21 protein-coding genes, 3 pseudogenes and 1 riboswitch are annotated in these 20,885 nt (G+C 68.3%); of the genes and pseudogenes, 21 read left to right on the forward strand and 3 right to left on the reverse strand.

The genetic code is table 11. From position 1 onward, the window contains the following. Positions 1–172 precede the first annotated feature (172 nt). The 14 genes and pseudogenes from ACIRU3_RS22140 to ACIRU3_RS22205 form a co-directional block, all read left to right on the forward strand. A pseudogene (locus ACIRU3_RS22140) lies at positions 173–550 on the forward strand (bifunctional DNA primase/polymerase); the annotation flags it as partial. Between the two features lie 56 nt (positions 551–606). Next, positions 607–2,499: a primase C-terminal domain-containing protein gene (locus tag ACIRU3_RS22145; RefSeq protein ID WP_404058684.1), complete on the forward strand. Its 1,893-nt coding sequence runs from the start codon at positions 607–609 to the stop codon at positions 2,497–2,499. A gap of 725 nt (positions 2,500–3,224) precedes the next feature. Then, on the forward strand, positions 3,225–3,443 hold the full coding sequence (locus ACIRU3_RS22150) for a helix-turn-helix transcriptional regulator (protein WP_404058686.1): 219 nt from the start codon (positions 3,225–3,227) through the stop codon (positions 3,441–3,443). Next, positions 3,440–3,688, forward strand: coding sequence for a hypothetical protein (locus ACIRU3_RS22155; RefSeq protein ID WP_404058688.1), 249 nt, complete (start codon positions 3,440–3,442; stop codon positions 3,686–3,688). The genes ACIRU3_RS22150 and ACIRU3_RS22155 overlap by 4 nt, the downstream gene beginning before the upstream one ends. After that, positions 3,685–3,927 (forward strand): NUMOD4 domain-containing protein, encoded by a 243-nt coding sequence (locus tag ACIRU3_RS22160; protein WP_404058690.1) that lies wholly within the window; start codon positions 3,685–3,687, stop codon positions 3,925–3,927. Before ACIRU3_RS22155 ends, ACIRU3_RS22160 begins: the two co-directional genes overlap by 4 nt. After that, the gene (locus ACIRU3_RS22165) at positions 3,924–4,232 is read left to right on the forward strand and encodes a hypothetical protein (protein WP_404058692.1); all 309 of its coding nucleotides are present in this window, start codon (positions 3,924–3,926) and stop codon (positions 4,230–4,232) included. The genes ACIRU3_RS22160 and ACIRU3_RS22165 overlap by 4 nt, the downstream gene beginning before the upstream one ends. Next, a complete protein-coding gene (locus tag ACIRU3_RS22170) occupies positions 4,225–4,794 on the forward strand; it encodes a hypothetical protein (RefSeq protein ID WP_404058694.1) in 570 nt (189 codons plus the stop codon). The genes ACIRU3_RS22165 and ACIRU3_RS22170 overlap by 8 nt, the downstream gene beginning before the upstream one ends. Next, a complete protein-coding gene (locus ACIRU3_RS22175) occupies positions 4,781–5,155 on the forward strand; it encodes a hypothetical protein (RefSeq protein ID WP_404058696.1) in 375 nt (124 codons plus the stop codon). The genes ACIRU3_RS22170 and ACIRU3_RS22175 overlap by 14 nt, the downstream gene beginning before the upstream one ends. 507 nt (positions 5,156–5,662) lie before the next feature. Further along, positions 5,663–6,028: a hypothetical protein gene (locus ACIRU3_RS22180; RefSeq protein ID WP_404058698.1), complete on the forward strand. Its 366-nt coding sequence runs from the start codon at positions 5,663–5,665 to the stop codon at positions 6,026–6,028. Between the two features lie 288 nt (positions 6,029–6,316). Further along, positions 6,317–6,841 carry a hypothetical protein gene (locus ACIRU3_RS22185; protein WP_404058700.1) on the forward strand — a complete coding sequence of 175 codons (525 nt, stop codon included), beginning with the start codon at positions 6,317–6,319 and terminating at the stop codon, positions 6,839–6,841. 74 nt (positions 6,842–6,915) lie between these two features. Further along, positions 6,916–8,688, forward strand: a pseudogene (locus ACIRU3_RS22190) (recombinase family protein); the annotation flags it as partial. A 144-nt stretch (positions 8,689–8,832) separates the two neighbouring features. Beyond that, positions 8,833–9,210 (forward strand): annotated as a pseudogene (locus ACIRU3_RS22195) (DNA-protecting protein DprA); the annotation flags it as partial. 351 nt (positions 9,211–9,561) lie between these two features. Next, positions 9,562–10,404, forward strand: coding sequence for an RNA polymerase sigma factor WhiG (gene whiG, locus ACIRU3_RS22200; RefSeq protein ID WP_404058702.1), 843 nt, complete (start codon positions 9,562–9,564; stop codon positions 10,402–10,404). Positions 10,405–10,468: 64 nt separating this feature from the next. After that, complete coding sequence (locus tag ACIRU3_RS22205; protein WP_404058940.1) at positions 10,469–11,026, forward strand: TetR/AcrR family transcriptional regulator; 558 nt, start codon at positions 10,469–10,471, stop codon at positions 11,024–11,026. Between the two features lie 184 nt (positions 11,027–11,210). On the opposite strand, the gene ACIRU3_RS22210 is transcribed toward ACIRU3_RS22205, so the two are convergent. Further along, positions 11,211–11,813 (reverse strand): murein hydrolase activator EnvC family protein, encoded by a 603-nt coding sequence (locus tag ACIRU3_RS22210; protein WP_404058704.1) that lies wholly within the window; start codon positions 11,811–11,813, stop codon positions 11,211–11,213. Positions 11,814–12,085: 272 nt separating this feature from the next. Between ACIRU3_RS22210 and rpsB the strand changes: the two genes are divergently transcribed. The 5 genes from rpsB to ACIRU3_RS22235 all read left to right on the forward strand — a co-directional run bounded on the left by rpsB (position 12,086) and on the right by ACIRU3_RS22235 (position 16,909). Further along, positions 12,086–13,030 (forward strand): 30S ribosomal protein S2, encoded by a 945-nt coding sequence (rpsB, locus tag ACIRU3_RS22215; protein ID WP_404058706.1) that lies wholly within the window; start codon positions 12,086–12,088, stop codon positions 13,028–13,030. A 151-nt stretch (positions 13,031–13,181) separates the two neighbouring features. Beyond that, the gene (gene tsf / locus ACIRU3_RS22220; RefSeq protein ID WP_404058708.1) at positions 13,182–14,018 is read left to right on the forward strand and encodes a translation elongation factor Ts; all 837 of its coding nucleotides are present in this window, start codon (positions 13,182–13,184) and stop codon (positions 14,016–14,018) included. A 203-nt stretch (positions 14,019–14,221) separates the two neighbouring features. Then, entirely contained in the window at positions 14,222–14,980 is a 759-nt protein-coding gene (gene pyrH, locus ACIRU3_RS22225) for a UMP kinase (RefSeq protein ID WP_404058710.1), read from the forward strand. Positions 14,981–15,164: 184 nt separating this feature from the next. After that, entirely contained in the window at positions 15,165–15,722 is a 558-nt protein-coding gene (frr, locus tag ACIRU3_RS22230) for a ribosome recycling factor (RefSeq protein ID WP_404058712.1), read from the forward strand. Further along, positions 15,722–16,909, forward strand: coding sequence for a phosphatidate cytidylyltransferase (locus ACIRU3_RS22235; RefSeq protein WP_404058714.1), 1,188 nt, complete (start codon positions 15,722–15,724; stop codon positions 16,907–16,909). The genes frr and ACIRU3_RS22235 overlap by 1 nt, the downstream gene beginning before the upstream one ends. Positions 16,910–17,021: 112 nt before the next feature. Here the strand turns inward: ACIRU3_RS22235 and ACIRU3_RS22240 are convergent, their stop codons facing one another. Both ACIRU3_RS22240 and ACIRU3_RS22245 read right to left on the reverse strand, forming a co-directional pair. Continuing rightward, positions 17,022–17,810 (reverse strand): SMI1/KNR4 family protein, encoded by a 789-nt coding sequence (locus ACIRU3_RS22240; RefSeq protein WP_404058716.1) that lies wholly within the window; start codon positions 17,808–17,810, stop codon positions 17,022–17,024. Then, positions 17,807–18,136 (reverse strand): deoxyxylulose-5-phosphate synthase, encoded by a 330-nt coding sequence (locus tag ACIRU3_RS22245; protein ID WP_404058718.1) that lies wholly within the window; start codon positions 18,134–18,136, stop codon positions 17,807–17,809. Before ACIRU3_RS22245 ends, ACIRU3_RS22240 begins: the two co-directional genes overlap by 4 nt. Positions 18,137–18,453: 317 nt before the next feature. Between ACIRU3_RS22245 and rlmN the strand changes: the two genes are divergently transcribed. Both rlmN and ACIRU3_RS22255 read left to right on the forward strand, forming a co-directional pair. Beyond that, positions 18,454–19,560 carry a 23S rRNA (adenine(2503)-C(2))-methyltransferase RlmN gene (rlmN, locus tag ACIRU3_RS22250; protein ID WP_404058720.1) on the forward strand — a complete coding sequence of 369 codons (1,107 nt, stop codon included), beginning with the start codon at positions 18,454–18,456 and terminating at the stop codon, positions 19,558–19,560. Positions 19,561–19,583: 23 nt separating this feature from the next. Next, positions 19,584–19,691, forward strand: a riboswitch (TPP riboswitch). Between the two features lie 80 nt (positions 19,692–19,771). After that, positions 19,772–20,854 (forward strand): thiamine ABC transporter substrate binding subunit, encoded by a 1,083-nt coding sequence (locus ACIRU3_RS22255; RefSeq protein WP_404058722.1) that lies wholly within the window; start codon positions 19,772–19,774, stop codon positions 20,852–20,854. The last annotated feature ends 31 nt before the right edge of the window (positions 20,855–20,885 follow it).

A 20,885-nucleotide genomic window follows, 5' to 3' on the forward strand; every position in this document is an offset into this window, starting at 1 on the left:
GGCGGCCGACCAAACCAACCCCGGGGGCTCCAACAAGAAAGTGGTCCTCCAGATGACCAACACCACCACGGAAACACGGGATTTGGCTCCTGCGCAATCCGCGCTTGAAGTGCCCGAGTACGACACCGACCGGGCCGCGCTCTTCGCCGATCTCGGCTTTGGCGTCGTGCCCATGCCGACCAACTCCAAGAGGCCCGTCATCAGGCACTGGCCTGACGAAGCGCTCACCACCGCTGAAGACGTCGAGATCTATTGGAGGTCGATTACACCGAGCGGCTGGCAGAACATCGCGCTGACCCTGGACGGCTGGGCCGTCGTGGACGTGGACCCGAAGAACGGCGGCACCGCGTCCCTGGAGAAGCTGACGGCCGAGTACGAGCTTCCGGCCACCCGGACGCACCACACCGCGTCAGGTCCGGACAGCCTCCAGTTCATCTACCGGGCCGACCCGGACCGGCTTCTCAAGAGCGCGCCGCTCGACCCGAGCCGGTACCCCGGCATCGACATCAAGACCGGTAGGGGCTCGCTGATCGTCGCGCCCGGCTCCGTGATCGACGGACGGCGTTACGAGGTGGTCAGCGCGGCTGAGCCCGTCGTGGCCCCTCCGTGGCTCTCGGAGATCCAGGGGCCGCCCAGTACCCGGCCCCCTCCTCCGTGCGCTCCCGTACCCCGTCCCGGCCCTCCGCTGGCCGCCCTCGCACGGCCACCCTGGCGGAGCTGCGCGCCGTGCCGCCGGACGACCCCGCCCGGGGTAACGGCTGGCTGGCCCAGGTCGCCGGACACCTCGCCCGGAAGCACACCGACCACGCCGCCTACGTTGCCGAGCTGCGTGAGATCGACAGCGAATCCGAGGTGCCTCACGACAAGGGAAGTTTCATGAAGACCGCCGATTCGATCTGGGACCGCGAGCAGGACAAGCCCTCGGCCGAGTCGCGCGAGCCCGTCAATCCCGAATGGGGGTATCCGATCCAGTTGAAGGACGGAGCATCCAATATCCGCAATCTCCGGACCGCCCTCAACTCCGGAGCCATCCCCGACGTGTACGTACAGAACGGCCAACTGGTCAAGCTGTACGACGATTTCGGCAACGTCGAGTTGCCGCAGGGCGAGTCACAGAAGGCGGTCGCGCCTTTCACGAATGACGCCTTCGGTAACGAGGTCGCCGATCACATCTTCTTCTACCAGGAGATCAAGGACGAGGTCACGGGCGAATACAAGATGCGCCCGAAGCAGCCCCGGCAGGAGACCTTGCGGACGGTCCTCGGCAACAGGTCGTGGCCGGGTGTCCCGCCGCTTCGGGGCATCACCCGCGTGCCGATCCTGCGCATTGACGGCACGGTCCTCAACGAGGCCGGATACGACGCCGACAGCGGCATGTACTTCGACCCGATGTGCGAGTTCGACGAGGTGCCGGAGCGGCCGACGCGTGACGAGGTCGATCGTGCCTTCGACTTCGTTTACAACCAGGTCTTGGGCGGCTTCCCGTACGCCACTCAGGCCGACCGGGCGAACGCCTTCGCCTACGCCACCCACGCCGTTGGTCGCCGCTTCCTCGAAGGTGCCAGTGACGGGGGAGTGCAGCCGACTCCGGGCGCGAACATCACGGCTGGTTCGCAGGGCACCGGAAAGTCCTACCTGGCCAACGTCGTCAGGTGGACGTCCGGCGGCACGATGACCGACTACCGACCCGACGAGACCGAGCTTTCCAAGACGGTCATTTCCTCGCTCTACAACAAGAGCGGCGCGGTGGTCATCCTGGACAACGTTCCGGACGGCTACATGGTCAAGAACACGACGCTGGCGAACTTCCTCACCAGCGGAACCCCGGACGCTCGTCTCCTCGGTCAGACGAAGAACATTCGGATGATCAATGACGTGTTCTGGGTGCTCACCGGAAACGGCACCCGGTTGAGCGACGACAACCGGCGACGGTTCTTCGACATCAGGCTTGACGCCAAGATGGCTAATCCGGCGATGCGGGACCACTTCGCCCTCGGCGACCTCGAATCGTTCTTCAAGCGCAACCGCCGGAACCGCGCCAAGTTCATTTGGTGCTGCCTAGTCCTGTGGCGCGCGTGGGTCGTGGCCGGTGCCGACGAGGCCACTCCGGCGATGCGCGGTTCGTACGGTTGGTGGTCGCGGCCGACCGCCGGATTCCTGGACTTCCTCGGCATCGAGGGGTTCATGGACAACTACGACCCGGGCGCGAGCGCCGAGGCCGACCACTGGGTGCCGTTCCTGTCGGCGTGGTTCACGAAGTACGACACCAAGCGGCTGAAGGTCAGCCAGCTCATGAAGGACCACATCGACAACGGCGAGCAGGACGGTTGGGACGGGTCGTTCATGCTGCCGACGAACGCGAATGACTTCCAGGATGTTCGGAAGGCCGGTGACATCCTCGCGGGCAAGATCGACAAGGTTTGGTCGAACAGCCTCGTGATGAGGTCGGCCAAGCGTTCCGGGTCCAACACCTACTGGGTCGAGAAGGCCGAGAAATAGCCTGGTGGGATTTCTGGTGGGGGGTCTGGTGGGATATCCAACCCGGCCCCCACCCCCTCTGACCGGCCACGGAGTATCCCTCTGGTGGGATTGGTGGGATCTGGTGGGGGGTCTGGAGAAGACGAGAAGTCCGGTTGTTGGGAGGAGTGCAGAGACCCCCACCACCCCCCACCATCCCCCCACCACCCCACCGGGCCAGGTCGAGAGGGCCGAGGTCGGAGAAGACCCACGTGAGGCCAGGGAGATCCGCCCCGGGCACGAGGGCCGCAGGCACAGGGCGAGGCCCCGGGAGATACCGCCGGAGGCCGGGACGACACCAGGGCGCGGCGGCAGGTGGCCCCGGAGAAAGCCCAGGTGGGCCGCCATGACGACTCGTGACAGCCAATCACGACGAGTAAGGCCGGCGGGAACCTTGCCGCCAACATGACGCGACCCCCAGTCCACGCCTTCTGGGGTGCGTGGTGGGGGTCTTGTCGTGGGGGGAAGGCAACGCGCTTGGCCTCATCTCGGAACGTCCCGTCAGGGCTCCGAGCTGGAGCGGGGGGAGGCCCAACCGGGCCATCACTCCGGTTGGGCGCGTGCCCCCTCAGGCGGTCGGAAGAATGGCCCGCACTCGTCCGACATCCCCACCAGAAAAGCACCACGGAAGACCCCTGTCTATTTGCGTTGAGAGCAACCCCGGATGGGTATTTCAGAGGCCCAAATGTGGGGGCTTTAATTGGAGTATGGACAGGGCGAAAACAAGCCCGGTGTTCTCAGGTCAGAAGCTCAAGGAAGTTCGCAGTAGTCGAAAGTTGACGCAAGCGCAGGTGGCCGCCCGTATGGGCACCATCAGCGGCCTCTACATCAGCTACTGGGAAAACGGCCGGTACGCGCCCAACGGCGTGAACATGGTGCTTCTGCTGAGGGCTCTCGGATGCGAATTGGAGGAGGTGACGGAATGAGCGACGAATTCGAGGTGGTGCCGGAGGGTGGCGAGCCCTGGTGGGCAATGGTCAAGACGCCGACCGGTGAGGTTCCCGTGCGAGTCAAGAGCTGGACCGTCACCGCCGAGGGCGTGACGGCTGAGCTGACCGAATTGAGGGGTGTCGACACGAGCCCCGAAAACGTCGGTGCGCTGCGCCGGATGAGCCGTGACGAGGCGTGGGCGCAGGTGGCCACGTGGTCCAAAACTGGAGGGTCCGCGTGAGCCAGCGAGTCATCACCGAGGAATGGCGCAAGATCCCCGGCTTCAATCCGATCTACGAGGTCTCGAACTTCGGAGAGGTACGGAGCTGGGGAGTCCAGGCCAACGGGCGGACGCTCGCGACACGGCCCCATAAGCGAAACGGCCTGCCGACCGTACAGGTCATGAGGGAGGGCGGAAAGGTTCGCCCATTCTTGGTTCACGTTCTGGTGCAGAGGGCTTTCCCGGAGGAGGAATCGTGATCGTGCCGACCGAAGAACCGACTTGGGCGGTCGGGCTTCACAAGAAGCGCGGCGGAGTTTACGTCCGGGTGACCGGCTGGCGGATTTCCGGAAACGGCGTGAAGCCCGTCATCAACCACGAGCGCATTCCGCCTGGAATTCGGGTCCTGGAGGTGTTCCGGGGAACGGAGCTGGACGCCGCCAAGGTGGCCGCACTGCTGGAGCTGGTGGAGATGACCAATCGGGCAACCAACTCGGCGCAGTTCGATGTGGTCGAGCGCGCGGCGAAGTGGGTCATGGCCTACGGGGAGCCGCGAGATGCCTAAGTTCGAGGGTGAAGCGCCGGAAAACATCGGCAAGGAATTGGCGGAAGCGGACGCGCAGGTCCCAGTACACCCTCGCGCGGAAATGGTTGTTGTGCTCGCGCAGCAAGGTGTCGGCCGAAATGAAATTTCACGTCGCACCGGCATTTCAACCGCGTCAGTTTCCCGAATCGCAGCGGCGCATGGAATCGAGTTCGACGGCTCGCAGACCGAGGTGGCCTTGAAGGCCCGAATTGCTGAGCTGAAGGCACGTCAAGCCGGAATCGCCCTGGGGCTGGTCGAGGACATCACGTCGGCGCGGGGGCTGCTGCGGATGGCCACGACGCACCGCGATTTCGCGTTCGCCGCAAAGGCGATCGGTGATCTAACCCAGGCCGCCCAGCGCATGACCCCTGAGATCTCCGAACAGGAAGAGATCGAAGAGGCCAAGGACTTCCTGATCGACCTGCGCGACACCATGCGCCAGGTGGTCGACGGATTCGAGGCGCAGCACGGCGTTCCATTCGACAGCCCCGAGGCTGCCGAAATCATCAAGCAGGAGGCGAACCAAAATGACGAACCGTAACTTCGGCGAGATCGTGCAGGGCCCGGTGACCCCGGACGGCCCGAGCGTGGACGAGATCCGGGCCATGCGCCCCGGGGCACCCGGCAGCTTCCACTACCGGGACGAGCGGGGTCCGCAGGACTCGGCCGTGATCCGGGGCCAGTCGGTCCAGGGTGACGGCTCGATGTCCGAGAAGGACGCGGCCGAGATCCGCAAGGCCGCCGGGATCGGGGTCGCGAACCTGCACGCCGGGCAGGCGGCCAAGTCCTACAGCGAGCACCGCGACCCGGTGACCCGCGAGCTGATCCGGACCTACGAGGGCGGACGCACCGAGATCGTGGACGAGAGCCGCCCGGCCAGCCGGGTGCGCGGCCGGGCGTAGTCGTCCCGGGGCGGGACGGGGGTGCGGAGGGCCTCCCGTCCCGCCGGGAGCCCACGGGCCCGGCTGGCGCACGAGAGCCCGGGGGAGAGCCGCCGGGAGCCGCAGCCAGAGCGGTGTGCGGAACGGGCGTCAGCCCTCCTCTTCCGGGTGACGCTCCTCGGTCCGCCGGAGGTCGGGGCGGATCGGCCAGCGAGACCCCCGGACCTTGACGACCACGCAACTCCGGATCGACATCCGGGCGTTGAGGTCCGGCCGAGATCCCGACCCGATCCGGCCCACCTTGACGATCCAGCAAGCCAGATCCGCCCCAACCTTGACGATCCAGCAAGCCGGGATCTGTCGACCTTGACGACCACGCAAGCCAGATCCCCCCAAACCCCCGACGTCAACACAGGGGATCGGCGGCGGCGAGTGGCCCCAACGCCCTCGCGCGAGGTCAACCCTCAACCCTTCGCCGGCCTTACTTCCCGTAATTGATCATCACGAGTCGTGACAGAAGGAGTCGACATGGCACAGGCACAAATGATCGAGGCGTCCAGGGAGATGGTCGGCTCGGCGCTGATGTACAACCCCGAGGGCATGATGGAGATCGGCCAGGACTTCGCCAGCCTGCCCGAATTCCTCCAGAACCTGGCCAAGGCGATTTACCACATGACCCGCCAGGTGCAGGAGGGTGACACCCCCATGGACCCTGCGATCGTCGACAAGATCAAGGCGATCCACGCGGAAATTCGCATGGTCGCGCAGTCGGCCGAAGACCTCAAGCCCGCGTTCGAGAACTACCACGCTGACGACATCAAGCGAATTCGCAACCCGCGCCGCAACGAGCAGTTGTGGGACGTCGAGCGTAACCGCGACCACTACGGCCGGTGAGTGTGACTGTGACTGTGACCTGCCACAGTCACACCCGGGCACCCCCTCCCACCGGCCACGGAGCGCCGCAGGGGGGTGTCCCCGCCCGGTCACAGTCACAGTCACAATCACGCCGAGTTATTGCTACGGCCCGTGATTGGTGGTGCGTGAATAGGTGCGGTCACGCCCATTCCGCCCACCTCTTTAGATTCGGCTAAATTTCAGGAATTGTGCTGCGCGCAAATCCCGTGATTTCCTTGAATTCTCGGCAATTCCGCCGGGGGGAATTCGGAATTCAGGGAGCGCGAAATGGCCGCCAACACCACCGCCAAGAAGACCACCGCTGACGAGCTGCACCCCTGCGAGTGCGCCGCGTACGACGCCCTCCCGGCGGACCTGACGGACGCCGACCTGGAGTCCGGCGACTACGAGGTCTTCGACACCGGCTGCACGGCCACGACCAAGCGCCAGTTCGCTCCCGGACACGACGCCAAGCTGAAGTCCTTCCTCATCAAGCACGGCGCGGCCGGTCACGACATCCGCCGCAACGAGGGCGGGGTGGCCACCAGCGCCAGCGCCGAGCAGCACGCCGCCCGCTACGCCTTCGGCCACATGGTCGCCGCCGGGGTGAAGCGCGCGGAGGAGAAGGCCGTCGAGAAGGCGCGCAAGGCCGAGGAGCGCGCAGCCCGTAAGGCCGCCCCCAAGGCCAAGGCCCCGAAGAAGGTCACGGCCAAGGTCGGCCGCGCGACCTTCACCGGCCACATGGACGGCGACCACTTCGTCTACGAGGTGAAGGGCAAGGAGCGTCGCACCCTCAAGTTCCAGGCCGCCTGACCGACCCGTCCCGCCGGGCGGTCGGCACGGGCCGCCCGGCTCCCATGAGGAGCCCCAACGTGAACCAGCAAGACATGCGAGCCGCCATCCTGGAGCGGGTCAGCACCGAGGAGCAGACGCGTGGCTACGGCCTCGATGTCCAGGACGACGCCTGCCGGGCGTACGTCGAGCGCAAGAGCTGGCGGCTGCACGACATCTATAAGGACGAGGGCGTCAGCGGCTCGCTGACCAAGCGCCCCGGCTTCGACCGGCTGATGGCCGACGTGAAGGCCGGACTCATTGACGTGGTCGTGGTCCACAAGTTCGACCGCGTCGGCCGCACCGGTCGCGCCTTCTGGCGGTGGATCTGGCAGCTCGAAGACCTTGAGACCGCCATCGTGTCGGTCACCCAGGAGATCGACACCACGACCACGCACGGCAAGTTCATGTTGCAGCAGTACGCGGCCATCGCGGAGATGGAGTACAACCTCATCCGCGAGCGCACCCAAGGCGGATTGCAGAAGAAGGCTGAGGCGGGCGGGTGGCCCGGCGGCGCGCCCCCGTACGGCTACCGCATCGAGGGCAAGGGCAAGCGCGGCTCCTTCCTGGTCATCGACGAGCATGAGGCCGCCATCCTCAAGGCGGCTTGGAAGATGGTTGTAGAGGAGGGGCTGAACGGGCGCGAGATGGCCGCCCGGCTCAACACGCTGGGCATGGTCACCCGATCGGGCAAGCCCTGGTCACACTCCAACCTTCGCGCCAAGCTCACCAACGAAGCGACCGTGAGCGCGACCGTCACCTTCCGGAATCCGAACCGCGTGCACGCCGGACACGGCGCGGCTCTTAATAAGGACGGCACGGCCAAGCACGGCAAGACCGTCGTCATCAAGCTGGACCCGATCTTTACGCCGAGCGAGCTGGCCGCCCTCGCCGCCGGACTCGGCCAGACCTCCAAGGGTGCGGGCAAGCCGAAGCCGCAGCCCTACCCGCTGTCGAAGCGACTGTTCAACGAGCACACCGGCTGCAACGCCCATCACGTCGGCATGAAGCGCTCGGGTCGCGCCGGGCGCTGGTACCGCTGTTCCGGTCTCGCCTCGAAGTACCCGGGCGACTCGGTCTGCACGTGCAAGATGGTCGACGCCGACGCGATGGAGGCAGCCGTCTGGGGTGAGGTCGTCAACCTGCTGGGTGACCCGGAACGCCTCAAGGCGATGGCGGCTGAGTGGGTCGGCATGACGGCTGGCCAGGAGTCCAATCACGCTGCCCGCATCGCCGACCTCGATCGCCAGATTGCCGAGCGCGAGCAGGCCATCACCACCACCGTCACCGACTACGCCAAGGCAGGGCTCCCGGCGGTTGCCGTGACCGCAGCCACCCGCGCCCTGACCGAGGAGCTGGAACAGCTTCAGGCGATGCGCCACGAGGCGACCGCGTGGCTTGAGGAGACCGAGGCCGCCGAGCGTCGCGCCCATGACCTCGCAGCCCTGGCCACCGTCGCCCGTGAGCGGCTGGCCGACATGGACCCCGCGCACCAGGCTGAGGTCCTCGGGCTGCTCGACGTGCGGGTCACGATCACCGGTCCCGTGCCGAAGCCCCGGGTCGGCCTGGCGTGCTCGATGGCGGAGTGGTTCAAGGCGAGCGGGCGGCTTGTGCCGGACGAGCTGAGCGACGAGGTATGGGCCCTGGTCGAACCGATCGTCAAGGCATGGGAGCCACCGAACCACCGGATGCGCCCCGGTCGCGTGATGCTCGATGCGATGTTCTATAAGGCGCGCACCGGTTGCCTGTGGGAGGAGCTGCCCGAGCGGTTCGGCCTGTGGAAGGGCATCCACTCCCGTTACAAGACCTGGCGCAACTGCGGGGTCTGGGACGAGATCATGGCTGCCCTGCCCGACACGGGTCAGCCGGTGTGGGTGCCGTCCCTGGTGCCGCCGTTCCGGGTGGAGGGTCGAGTTGACCCGCGCGTTCTGACCGGGGGAGAGATCCAGGAAGAAGAGGTGCCCGCCGGAACAGGTCTCCCCGGGCCCGTCACCAGCGGTCTCTCCGCCGGGGTGCACGAACTGCTGCGCGGCGAGGCCGTCCTGGTCACCGATGCCGCGGACGTCGTCGAACTCGTGGGCGACATGGGGGAGCTCGCCCCGCCCCGGCGTGGGCCCGTACTCCCGCGTGACCTGCTGGAACCGGCCGCCCGCGACGTCCTCGCCGCCCTGCCCGCAAGCCGGGCGGCCCCCGCGCAGGAGATCGCGTGCGGCGCGCGCACCACGCCGGACGACGCGATCGCGAGACTGTACGAACTCCGAGCACTTGGTTACGTCGAACGACACGGCGATGGCTGGAAGTTGACACGCCAGTCGTTGATCTCGGCCCGGGCCGGTCGCGGTCCATGCTGACCGAGCGTGTACGGCCGTCCGGGGGAACCCCCTACGCCCTTGGGATTTCCCGGAGTTGGCGCCCCTGTCCGGTCACGCAGAGCGAGCTGCGGAGCGCTGCGCCGCGGTCGGCGGAAGGGGCCCGCGCAGGGGTGGACCCTCATTGTTCGCGCACCGCGACTCCTCAGTCACGCTACGCTCACGAAAGTCCGGGCGCAGACCGCGCCAACTCGACATCAGACCGACAGCTCACCCAGGCATCCCCCTTCACCCCACGGACACCCACCTCACCCCACCCCCGCTCATTCCCTCGCTCCGCAGCACTTCACGGCAGATCACGGCACTTCACGGCAGAACGGCACAAGGCGACGAATGCCCCAGCACACCTCCGGGTCCGACCGGGCGGCGATCCCCCCAGCCGCCCGCGGCGGTGGCAGCGTGCGGCCGCCCGCTCCCTCGACGCTCGACGAACTGTGGCGGTCGTACAAGGCGACGGGGGACGACCGGCTGCGGGAGCAGCTGATCCTGCACTACTCGCCGCTCGTCAAATACGTGGCGGGCCGGGTGAGCGTCGGCCTGCCGCCCAATGTGGAGCAGGCCGACTTCGTCTCCTCCGGGGTGTTCGGGCTGATCGACGCGATCGAGAAGTTCGACATCGACCGGGAGATCAAGTTCGAGACCTACGCGATCACCCGGATCCGGGGCGCGATGATCGACGAGCTGCGGGCGCTGGACTGGATCCCCCGGTCCGTCCGGCAGAAGGCGCGCAACGTCGAGCGTGCCTACGCCACCCTGGAGGCACGGCTGCGGCGGACGCCGACGGAAGGGGAGGTCGCCGTCGAGCTGGGCATGGAGGTCGACGAGCTCCATGCCGTGTTCAGTCAGTTGTCGCTGGCCAACGTGGTCGCCCTGGAGGAGCTGCTGCATGTCGGCGGCGAGGGCGGGGACCGGCTCAGCCTCATGGACACGCTGGAGGACACCGCCGCCGACAATCCCGTGGAGGTGGCGGAGGACCGCGAACTGCGGCGGTTCCTGGCGCGGGCGATCAACACGCTGCCCGAGCGGGAGAAGACCGTCGTCACGCTCTACTACTACGAGGGGCTCACCCTCGCCGAGATCGGCAATGTGCTCGGGGTCACCGAGAGCCGGGTCAGCCAGATCCACACCAAGTCGGTGCTCCAGCTGCGGGCGAAGCTGGCGAGCTTCGGGCGCTGAGTCCTCCCTTCCGGGGTGGCGTGTCCGTAAAGTGGTTGACGTGCCAAGGATTCGAGCGGCCTCCGTGGCCGAGCACCGGTCGATGCAGCGAGCCGCCCTGCTGGACGCGGCTCGGTCCCTGCTGTCCGAGGGCGGGACCGAAGCGCTGACCTTTCCCGCGCTGGCCGAGCGCACGGGGCTGGCACGGTCGTCCGTGTACGAGTACTTCCGCTCGCGGGCCGCCGTGGTCGAGGAGCTGTGCGAGGTCGACTTCCCCGTGTGGGCGGCGGAGGTCGCGGCGGCGATGGAGCGGGCCTCGTCGGCCGAGGACAAGGTCGAGGCATATGTGCGTCAGCAGCTGGCGCTGGTCGGGGACCGGCGGCACCGGGCTGTTGTGGCGATCTCGGCGAGCGAGCTGGATGCGGGGGCACGCGAGAAGATCCGGGCCGCGCACGGGGGACTGGTCGCGATGGTCGTCGAGGCGCTGGGAGAGATGGGGCACGGGCAGCCCCGGCTGGCGGCGATGCTGCTGCAGGGGGTTGTGGACGCGGCCGTGCGGCGGATCGAGCTGGGGGCCGCGGAAGATCCCGTGGTGATCACGGACGCCGCTGTGGCCATGGCTCTGCGGGGCGTGAAGGGCTGAGGTCGACGCAGGGCACCTGGGGAGCCACGACCGCCCGCAGCCATGGGGGTTCCATGGCCCGCCCCCATGCCGGTTCGATCGCCCGCCCCCATGCCGGTTTGATCGCTCGCCCCCATGCCTGTTTGATCGCCCGCCCCCGTGCGGGTTCGACCGTCCGCAGCCAGGCAGGTGCGACCGCCCTCAGCTAGGCGGGCAGCGGTACGCGCAGAACGGGCAGCAGCCTCGACGGCCCCCGCTGCAGCAGCCACGGCGGCAGCAGGGCCAAGGGGTCCAGATAGGTCTCGCCCCTCAGGAGGCCCCAGTGCACGCATGTGCCAGGGCAGTGCGACCCGGTGGCCTCCACCGTGCCCACCACCTCACCCGACCGCACATCGGCCCCCTTCTGCACCGACGGACTCACCGGCTCGTATGTCGTCCGCAGCCCCGTGCCCGCCAGCTCCACCGACACCACGCCGCGCCCCGCGACCCGGCCCGCGAAGGACACCCGGCCGGCCGCCACTGCCCGTACCGGAGCGCCGGGTGGCGCGCCCAGGTCCACGCCCCGGTGCCCGGGTCCGTACACCGTCGCCGGTGGTTCCCAGCCCCGTAGCACCACCGGTCGGGAGCCCACCGGCCAGGCGCGGCCGATGGCCGGAACCGGGCCCACGGGGATCTGCTGGGCCTTCGCCGGGGGCGGGGGCGCCGGGTCCGGCGTGTCCGCCCGGGCCACGGGAGCCGACAGCGTCGCTGGCGACACCGGCAGCAGAACCGCCCACAGCAGGGCCACGCATCGCATCACTCGTCGCATGCGACAACGCTCCCGTACCCCGCCGATCATGGCCGGGATCTGTGGACTACTCACGGGTTGTGGAGAGCGGCGTCACCCGGTGCCTCGCCGGTCCCGTACACTTCTTCTGGCGATCCGGGTCACCGGGTCGACTTCGCACGCCCCGATACGACATCCGGAGACGGTTCGTATCAGCGCCCCTCGGTCCCTCGTGGCACGGCGCATCGCGGGCGTCAGGCGCGGGAGCCATCCGGCACCCGCGGCACAACCGAGAAATTCAAGGAGATACGGCCATGGCCGTCGTCACGATGCGGGAGCTGCTGGAGAGCGGCGTCCACTTCGGTCACCAGACCCGTCGCTGGAACCCGAAGATGAAGCGCTTCATCTTCACCGAGCGCAACGGCATCTACATCATCGACCTGCTCCAGTCGCTGTCGTACATCGACCGCGCCTACGAGTTCGTCAAGGAGACCGTCGCCCACGGCGGCACGGTCATGTTCGTCGGCACGAAGAAGCAGGCGCAGGAGGCCATCGCCGAGCAGGCCACCCGCGTCGGCATGCCCTTCGTCAACCAGCGCTGGCTGGGCGGCATGCTCACCAACTTCTCGACCGTCTACAAGCGTCTGCAGCGCCTGAAGGAGCTTGAGCAGATCGACTTCGAGGACGTCGCGTCCTCCGGTCTGACCAAGAAGGAGCTGCTGGTCCTCTCCCGCGAGAAGGCCAAGCTGGAGAAGACCCTCGGTGGTATCCGCGAGATGCAGAAGGTGCCCAGCGCCGTCTGGATCGTGGACACCAAGAAGGAGCACATCGCCGTTGGTGAGGCCCGGAAGCTGAACATTCCGGTCGTCGCGATCCTCGACACCAACTGCGACCCCGACGAGGTCGACTACAAGATCCCGGGCAACGACGACGCGATCCGCTCCGTCACCCTGCTCACCCGCGTGATCGCCGACGCGGTCGCCGAGGGCCTCATCTCCCGCTCCCGTGTCGCCACCGAGGGCAAGGGCGAGAAGGCCGCCGGCGAGCCGCTGGCCGAGTGGGAGCGCGACCTGCTCGAGGGTGAGAAGAAGGACGAGGCTCCGGCCGCCGAGGCTGCCCCCGCCGCTGAGGCTGCTCCGGCCGCTGAGGCTGCTGAGGCTGCTCCCGCCGCTGAGGCTGCTCCGGCCGCCGAAGCCGCTCCCGCCGAGGCCGAGAAGGCTGTCGAGGGCGAGAACGCCGCCGAGGGCGAGCAGGCCTGACGTCAGTGTTGACAGCGGGGGCGGCGACATGAAGTCCGCCCCCGCTGTTCACCCGTAGGTCGGCACCGTGTCCGCGATCCGCGGCTACATGTGGATTGCAGATCGTGCGGATCTGAAGATCTTCCAGACTTCGAGAAAGACTCACAGACTCATGGCGAACTACACCGCCGCCGACGTCAAGAAGCTCCGTGAGCTCACCGGCGCCGGCATGATGGACTGCAAGAAGGCGCTGGACGAGGCCGACGGCAACGTCGAGAAGGCCGTCGAGGCGCTGCGCATCAAGGGCCAGAAGGGCGTCGCCAAGCGCGAGGGCCGCTCCGCCGAGAACGGCGCTGTGGTCTCCATCATCGCCGACGACAACTCCTCCGGCGTCCTGGTCGAGCTGAAGTGCGAGACGGACTTCGTCGCCAAGGGTGACAAGTTCCAGGCCGCCGCCATGGCCATCGCCGAGCACGTCGCCAAGTCCTCCCCGGCCGACCTCGAGGCCCTGCTCGCCTCCGAGATCGAGCCCGGCAAGACCGTCCAGGCGTTCGTGGACGAGGCCAACGCCAACCTCGGCGAGAAGATCGTCCTGGACCGCTTCGCGCAGTTCTCCAACGGCTTCGTGACCGCCTACATGCACCGCACGATGCCCGACCTGCCCCCGCAGATCGGTGTCCTCGTCGAGCTGGACAAGCCGAACGCCGAGGTCGCCAAGGGCATCGCGCAGCACATCGCCGCCTTCGCGCCGAAGTACCTCTCCAAGGAGGAGGTGCCGGCCGACGTCGTCGAGTCCGAGCGCCGCATCGCCGAGGAGACCACCCGCGCCGAGGGCAAGCCCGAGGCCGCGATCGCCAAGATCGTCGAGGGTCGTCTCAACGGCTTCTTCAAGGACGCCACCCTGCTCGGCCAGCCCTACGCGCTGGACAACAAGAAGTCGGTCCAGAAGGTTCTGGACGAGGCCGGTGTCACCCTGACGCGCTTCTCGCGCATCAAGGTCGGCATCTGAGTCCGTACCGCGATCGACGCGCGACCCGCGGAGAAATCTCGATAGGGTCGACAGCAGTCGTCCGCGCACACCGCCACACCCAGGCACGTGGCGGACGGCAGCAGATCTGACGAGGAGGCCATTGCCGCGTATGGGAGCGAAAAGCGACCCCACCGGCAATGGCCTTCTTCGTATGTGCAACACGTGAAAGAGGCGGGATCTCCATGACCACCAAGGCCCAGAAGAGCGACGACGGCAAAGTACACGGCCGGTTTCTGCTGAAGCTGTCCGGAGAGGCCTTCTCCGGCGGCGGGGGCCTGGGCGTGGACCCGGACGTGGTGCACAAGATCGCCCGCGAGATCGCGGCCGTCGTCCGGGACGGCGCACAGGTCGCGGTCGTCATCGGCGGCGGCAACTTCTTCCGCGGCGCCGAACTGCAGCAGCGTGGCATGGACCGGGCCCGCTCCGACTACATGGGCATGCTCGGCACCGTGATGAACTGCCTCGCCCTCCAGGACTTCCTGGAGAAGGAGGGCATCGACAGCCGCGTGCAGACCGCCATCACCATGGGGCAGGTCGCCGAGCCGTACATCCCGCTGCGTGCCGTGCGCCACCTGGAGAAGGGCCGCGTGGTCATCTTCGGCGCCGGCATGGGAATGCCGTACTTCTCCACCGACACCACCGCAGCCCAGCGCGCTCTGGAGATCGACGCCGAGGCGCTGCTCATGGGTAAGAACGGTGTCGACGGGGTCTACGACTCCGACCCCAAGACCAACCCCGACGCCGTCAAGTTCGACGCCCTCGGCTACGGCGAGGTCATCACCCGCGACCTCAAGGTCGCCGATGCCACGGCCGTCACCCTGTGCCGCGACAACAAGCTGCCGATCCTCGTGTTCGAGCTGCTGGCGGAGGGCAATATCGCCCGGGCCGTCAAGGGTGAGAAGATCGGCACGCTGGTGGGTGACCAGGGCAGCCAGGCCTGACCGGCACACCCCCGTCGCCCGGGGTGCGACACCTGTCCGGGGGACGGACGGGACGCGCCCTGGCCGGGGGATGGACAATGTCCTGCCGGTCGGGAACCGTGCAGGAAGAAGACGCGACGCAGCCGGCCGCCGCCCCGACAAGGAACCGCAGCCGGGCCTTACTCAAGACACGCAGGAGCAAGTGGTGATCGAAGAGACCCTCCTCGAGGCCGAGGAGAAGATGGAGAAGGCCGTCGTGGTCGCCAAGGAGGACTTCGCCGCGATCCGCACCGGCCGTGCGCACCCGGCGATGTTCAACAAGATCGTGGCCGACTACTACGGTGCCCTGACGCCGATCAACCAGCTGGCCTCGTTCTCCGTGCCGGAGCCGCGCATGGCGGTCGTGACCCCGTTCGACAAGAGCGCGCTGCGCAACATCGAGCAGGCGATCCGTGACTCCGACCTGGGCGTCAACCCCAGCAACGACGGCAACATCATCCGGGTGGTGTTCCCCGAGCTGACCGAGGAGCGCCGCCGCGACTACATCAAGGTCGCCAAGACCAAGGGCGAGGACGCCAAGATCTCCATCCGTTCCGTGCGCCGCAAGGCCAAGGACACCATCGACAAGCTGATCAAGGATGGCGAGATCGGCGAGGACGAGGGCCGCCGTGCGGAGAAGGAGCTGGACGACACCACCGCGAAGTACGTCGCTCAGGTGGACGAGCTCCTGAAGCACAAGGAAGCGGAGCTGCTCGAAGTCTGATGAGCGACTCTTCCTGGGGGGCGCCGCCGCGGACGGGGCAGGCCGGGTACTGGGGGTCCACCGAGGGTGGGCCTGTCCAGGGGGCTGCCCCGGCGGGTCCCGCGTACGATGCGCCTGAGGCGCAGCACACTCGCCCCATGCCCATCGTGCCCGAGGGACCCGCGTACGGCGGAGACCAGGACGACGACCGGGGAGCCGCTCGGCCGGGCGGCTCCTTGTTCCGAGACGAGACGCATTACGCACCGCAGTACGCATCGCAGCATTCGCCGCAGTATCCGACGCCGTATCCGACGCTGAACCCCACCCAGAGTCCGACGCAGAATCCGGAGCCCATGCCCGACGCCCCGCAGCCGGCACCCGCGCCGCAGAAGAAGAGCGCGGGCCGTGACCTGAGCGCGGCCGTAGGGGTCGGTGTGGGGCTCGGTGTGGTGATCATCGCCTCACTGTTCGTCGTCAAGGCCGTGTTCGTCGGTGTGGTCGCGGTCGCCGTGGTCGTGGGCCTGTGGGAGCTGACCAGCAGGCTGCAGGAGCGCAAGGGCATCAAGGCGCCGCTCGTGCCGCTGGCCGTCGGCGGTGCGGCGATGGTGGTCGCCGGGTATGTGCGGGGTGCCGAGGGCGCGTGGGTCGCGATGGCCCTGACGGCGCTGGCCGTCCTGGTCTGGCGCATGACCGAGCCGCCCGAGGGCTACCTCAAGGACGTCACGGCGGGCGTCTTCGCGGCGTTCTATGTGCCGTTCCTGGCCACGTTCGTCGCGCTGATGCTCACCGCCGACGACGGCCCCTGGCGGGTCCTCACCTTCCTGCTGCTGACGGTCGTCAGCGACACCGGTGCGTACGCCGTCGGCTGGCGCTTCGGCAAGCACAAGCTCGCCCCGCGCATCAGCCCCGGCAAGACCCGCGAGGGTCTGCTCGGCGCGGTGCTGTTCGCCATGGTCGCGGGGGCGCTGTGCATGCAGTTCCTCATCGACGACGGCAGCTGGTGGCAGGGCCTGCTGCTGGGCCTCGCGGTCGCGGCCAGCGCCACCCTGGGCGATCTCGGCGAGTCCATGATCAAGCGTGACCTGGGCATCAAGGACATGGGCACCTTGCTTCCCGGTCACGGCGGCATCATGGACCGGCTGGACTCCCTGCTGCCGACGGCTCCGGTGGTGTGGCTGCTGATGGTGGTGTTCGTCGGCTCCGCGTGAGCCGTGTGCGTCGCGTGAGCCGTGTGCGTCGCGTGAGCCACGGCTTTTTGGGCCTCGTCCTGAGAAAGGGCGGGGCCCGTTGCCGTATCCGGCCGGGGGCGGTCCGTGCCGCCTAGACGTCGTCGGTGTCCCAGTCCGGCAGCGGCAGGCCATCGGCCGCGGTGATCTCCAGGACCGTGCAGCCCATGAGGCGTACGGCGGCGAAGAGCCGGTCACGGGCCTTCGTACGGTCTTCGGGCGGGAAGGAGACGCGGATCTGGTGCGGGTGGGAGTGGTCGTAGGTGAGGTGCCAGTCCGTGCCGACGGTCGCGAAGTGGTCCTGGCCGTGCACCCCGTCCTCGTCGTGCCACGACCCCCGGTCAGCGGTCGGCGCCAGCACGTCCCGGAGTATCCGCAGCCGCTCGGCGTACGGCCGGGGGCCCTCGGACAGGCGCAGGCACCGGTGCAGCCTGGGCCGGAAGGCGTTGAACCAGGGCGCGAGGTCCGGCTCCATGCCGGCCAGTACCGCGGAGCGCACCCCGCCCGTCACCCACCCCTCGACGAACCAGGCCGCGCCCGGTGCGAACTCCTCCCGTCCGGTGCCGCCGGATCCGCGGACCACCACCGGCCACTCCTCCGGGTCCCCCTCGGTGCGCCAGCACAGCCGGTCGGCGTCCATCGTGGTGCCCCAGACCAGCAGGCCGTCGTCGTACCGGAGGCCGTTGTGCGGGCCCGGCCCGAACGGTGTCCGCAGATACAGGTAGTCGCAGAACTCGCCGTGGCCGTACCTCTCGACCAGCTGCTTGTAGTCTGCCGGCAGCCGTACCCCGAGCCGTGCCTCCACGTCGGCCCAGTCCCCGTGCGCGTCGATCGGCCGCTCCGGCGGCGGGACGAGCCGGGTCAGGGCCTGCGGACCCGTCATGGCAGGTCGGCCCCGCTCAGCACCGTCTCGGCCGGCTCTCCGGTACGGCGGGCGTACATCAGCCGCTCGCGAATCTCGCGCCGGGTACGGGGGCGGTAGCCGGGGCCGCCGCAACAGCTCTTGTGGAAACCCACGCCCGCGTTCAGCAGGACGGTGAGCGTCCGCCAGGCGGCCCGGTCCCGCTTCCGGGGCGCGGCGAAGGCCGAGCCCGCGTACCTCAGCGCGCCCGCGCAGCGCGGACAGATCCGCTCCCGCCACGGGTCGTAGCACTGCTTGTACGAGACCCGGCAGGACAGGCAGACGTACGAGGTCTTGGCGGGAGGCATGCCGTCAGAGTAGGGAGGCCCGGGAGCCCGGCCAAGCGGGTTTCCGGTACCGGGCAGTCGACGGCCGAGGGCACGCGGGGCGGCTGTGGCTGCTGATGCGGGTGTTCGCGGGGAGGGGCGAGCCGTGCCGTCCCCGGGCCGCTCCCGCACCGCCTCCGGGCGATCCCCGCACCGCCTCCGGGCGGTCCCCGCACCGCCTCCGGGCTGTCCCCCGGCCGTTCGACAGGCTCAGGACGAGCAGTGACCACCGGCCAATGACCTCCGTCCCGGGCCGGGGCCCCGGGCCACCCAATTGGATCTGCGACACTGGTACAGCCATGCCTAAGCCCGGAGAACTCACTTTCGTCGCCCCCCGCGGAGCCAAGAAGCCGCCGCGGCACCTCGCCGACCTCACGCCCGCCCAGCGCAAGGACGCCGTGGCCGAGATCGGCGAGAAGCCGTTTCGTGCCAAGCAGCTCTCGCAGCACTACTTCGCGCGGTACGCGCACGACCCCGAGCAGTGGACCGACATCCCGGCCGGCTCGCGGGACAGACTGCGCGAGGCGCTGCTCCCGGAGCTGATGACCGTCGTACGGCATCTGTCGACGGACCAGGGCACCACCCGCAAGACGCTGTGGCGGCTGTTCGACGGCACGCTCGTGGAGTCGGTGCTGATGCGGTACCCGGACCGGGTCACCATGTGCATCAGTTCGCAGGCCGGGTGCGGGATGAACTGCCCGTTCTGTGCGACCGGGCAGGCGGGGCTCGACCGGAATCTGTCCACCGCCGAGATCGTCCATCAGATCGTCGACGGGATGCGGGCGCTGCGGGACGGCGAGGTCCCCGGTGGGCCGGCGCGGCTGTCCAACATCGTCTTCATGGGGATGGGGGAGCCGCTCGCCAACTACAACCGGGTCGTCGGTGCGATCCGGGCGCTCACCGATCCCGCGCCGGACGGGCTCGGGCTCTCGCAGCGCGGCATCACCGTGTCGACGGTCGGGCTCGTGCCCGCCATCCACCGGTTCTCCGACGAGGGCTTCAAGTGCCGGCTCGCGATCTCCCTGCACGCCCCCGACGACGAGCTGCGCGACACCCTCGTCCCCGTGAACACGCGGTGGAAGGTGCGCGAGGTGCTGGACGCCGGGCTCGAGTACGCGGAGAAGTCCGGGCGCAGGCTCTCCATCGAGTACGCCCTCATTCGCGACATCAACGACCAGGCCTGGCGCGGTGACCGGCTCGGGCGGCTGCTCAAGGGCAAGCCCGTGCACGTCAACCTCATTCCGCTGAACCCTACTCCGGGATCGAAGTGGACCGCCTCGCGGCCCGAGGACGAGAAGGCCTTCGTGGAGGCGATCGCCGCCCACGGTGTGCCGGTCACGGTCCGGGACACCCGGGGGCAGGAGATCGACGGGGCCTGTGGCCAGCTGGCGGCCACCGAGCGGTAGCCTGAGCCCGTACGTACAACTTCATATTCCGACAGGGGAGCGCCACAGCGCTGAGAGTGCGGCAACCGGGCCGCAGACCCTCTGAACCTCGCCCAGGTCATTCTGGGTAGGAAGTTCGGTCATCACTCAAGCTGTTGCGCCCTGCCCGGGTTCCCTCGCGGTGCCCGGGCAGGGCCGCGTCTCTTCCTGGCCAACCCCAGGAGGACATCCAGTGCACAACAAGACCCTCGCGGCCGTGGCGGTCGGGCTCGGCCTCGTCACGCTGCCCGCCCTGACCGGCTGCGGATCGACGGACGCCACGGGGTCCTCGGACTCCAAGACCGTGACCCTCGTCAGCCACGACTCGTGGTCCGTGTCGAAGAACGTGCTCAAGGACTTCGAGAAGCAGTCCGGGTACAAGGTCAAGGTCCTGCCCGGCGGCGACGCCGGGCAGGCCGTCAACAAGGCGATCCTGACCAAGGACAACCCGCAGGGCGACGTCTTCTTCGGTGTCGACAACACCCTGCTGTCCAGGGCCCTCGACAACGGCCTCTTCCAGCCGTACGAGGCGAAGGGCACCGACCTGGTCCTGCCGCAGTACCGGGTCGACCAGGCCAAGCACCGTGTCACGCCCGTCGACACCGGCGACATCTGCGTCAACTACGACAAGGCCTACTTCAGCGAGCACAAGCTGACCCCGCCGCAGACCTTCGCCGACCTCGCCAAGCCCGAGTACAAGAACCTCCTCGTCACCGAGAACGCGGCCACCTCCTCGCCCGGCCTCGGCTTCCTGCTCGGCAGCGCCGCGCAGTACGGCGACGAGGGCTGGCAGGGCTACTGGAAGAAGCTCAAGGCCAACGGCGTCAGGGTCGTCGACGGCTGGGAGCAGGCCTACTACCAGGAGTTCTCCGGCTCGTCCGAGGGCAGGAAGGCGGGCGGCGACCGTCCGCTCGTGGTGTCGTACGCCTCCTCCCCGCCCGCCGAGGTGATCTACGCCAAGAAGCGGCCCGGCACCGCCCCGACCGGGGTGTCGTACGGCACCTGCTTCCGGCAGACCGAGTACGCCGGACTGCTGAGCAACGCGAAGAACACCAAGGGCGGCAAGGCGTTCCTCGACTTCCTGCTCACCAAGGAGTTCCAGGACGACATGCCGCTCAAGATGTTCGTCTACCCGGTGCGGGAAGCCGCCCAGGTGCCGCCGGAGTTCACGAAGTACGGCCCGCAGGCCAAGAACCCCGAGACCCTGGCGCCCGCCAAGATCGCCGCAAACCGTGACCAGTGGGTCAAGTCGTGGACGTCGCTCGTACTGAAGTAGCCAGGGGCCGCATGCGCGGGAACGCGGCGCG

Source organism: Streptomyces sp. NPDC101151, from assembly GCF_044768335.1.
Taxonomy (GTDB): domain Bacteria; phylum Actinomycetota; class Actinomycetes; order Streptomycetales; family Streptomycetaceae; genus Streptomyces.

Excerpts from the sequence above, each read along its gene's own strand:
- ACIRU3_RS22150 (WP_404058686.1), top strand. The coding sequence starts at position 3,225 with ATGGACAGGGCGAAAACAAGCCCGGTGTTCTCAGGTCAGAAGCTCAAG.
- ACIRU3_RS22155 (WP_404058688.1), top strand. The coding sequence starts at position 3,440 with ATGAGCGACGAATTCGAGGTGGTGCCGGAGGGTGGCGAGCCCTGGTGG.
- ACIRU3_RS22170 (WP_404058694.1), top strand. The coding sequence starts at position 4,225 with ATGCCTAAGTTCGAGGGTGAAGCGCCGGAAAACATCGGCAAGGAATTG.
- ACIRU3_RS22175 (WP_404058696.1), top strand. The coding sequence starts at position 4,781 with ATGACGAACCGTAACTTCGGCGAGATCGTGCAGGGCCCGGTGACCCCG.
- ACIRU3_RS22180 (WP_404058698.1), top strand. The coding sequence starts at position 5,663 with ATGGCACAGGCACAAATGATCGAGGCGTCCAGGGAGATGGTCGGCTCG.
- ACIRU3_RS22185 (WP_404058700.1), top strand. The coding sequence starts at position 6,317 with ATGGCCGCCAACACCACCGCCAAGAAGACCACCGCTGACGAGCTGCAC.
- whiG (WP_404058702.1), top strand. The coding sequence starts at position 9,562 with ATGCCCCAGCACACCTCCGGGTCCGACCGGGCGGCGATCCCCCCAGCC.
- ACIRU3_RS22210 (WP_404058704.1), bottom strand. The coding sequence starts at position 11,813 with ATGCGACGAGTGATGCGATGCGTGGCCCTGCTGTGGGCGGTTCTGCTG.
- rpsB (WP_404058706.1), top strand. The coding sequence starts at position 12,086 with ATGGCCGTCGTCACGATGCGGGAGCTGCTGGAGAGCGGCGTCCACTTC.
- tsf (WP_404058708.1), top strand. The coding sequence starts at position 13,182 with ATGGCGAACTACACCGCCGCCGACGTCAAGAAGCTCCGTGAGCTCACC.
- pyrH (WP_404058710.1), top strand. The coding sequence starts at position 14,222 with ATGACCACCAAGGCCCAGAAGAGCGACGACGGCAAAGTACACGGCCGG.
- ACIRU3_RS22235 (WP_404058714.1), top strand. The coding sequence starts at position 15,722 with ATGAGCGACTCTTCCTGGGGGGCGCCGCCGCGGACGGGGCAGGCCGGG.
- ACIRU3_RS22240 (WP_404058716.1), bottom strand. The coding sequence starts at position 17,810 with ATGACGGGTCCGCAGGCCCTGACCCGGCTCGTCCCGCCGCCGGAGCGG.
- ACIRU3_RS22245 (WP_404058718.1), bottom strand. The coding sequence starts at position 18,136 with ATGCCTCCCGCCAAGACCTCGTACGTCTGCCTGTCCTGCCGGGTCTCG.
- rlmN (WP_404058720.1), top strand. The coding sequence starts at position 18,454 with ATGCCTAAGCCCGGAGAACTCACTTTCGTCGCCCCCCGCGGAGCCAAG.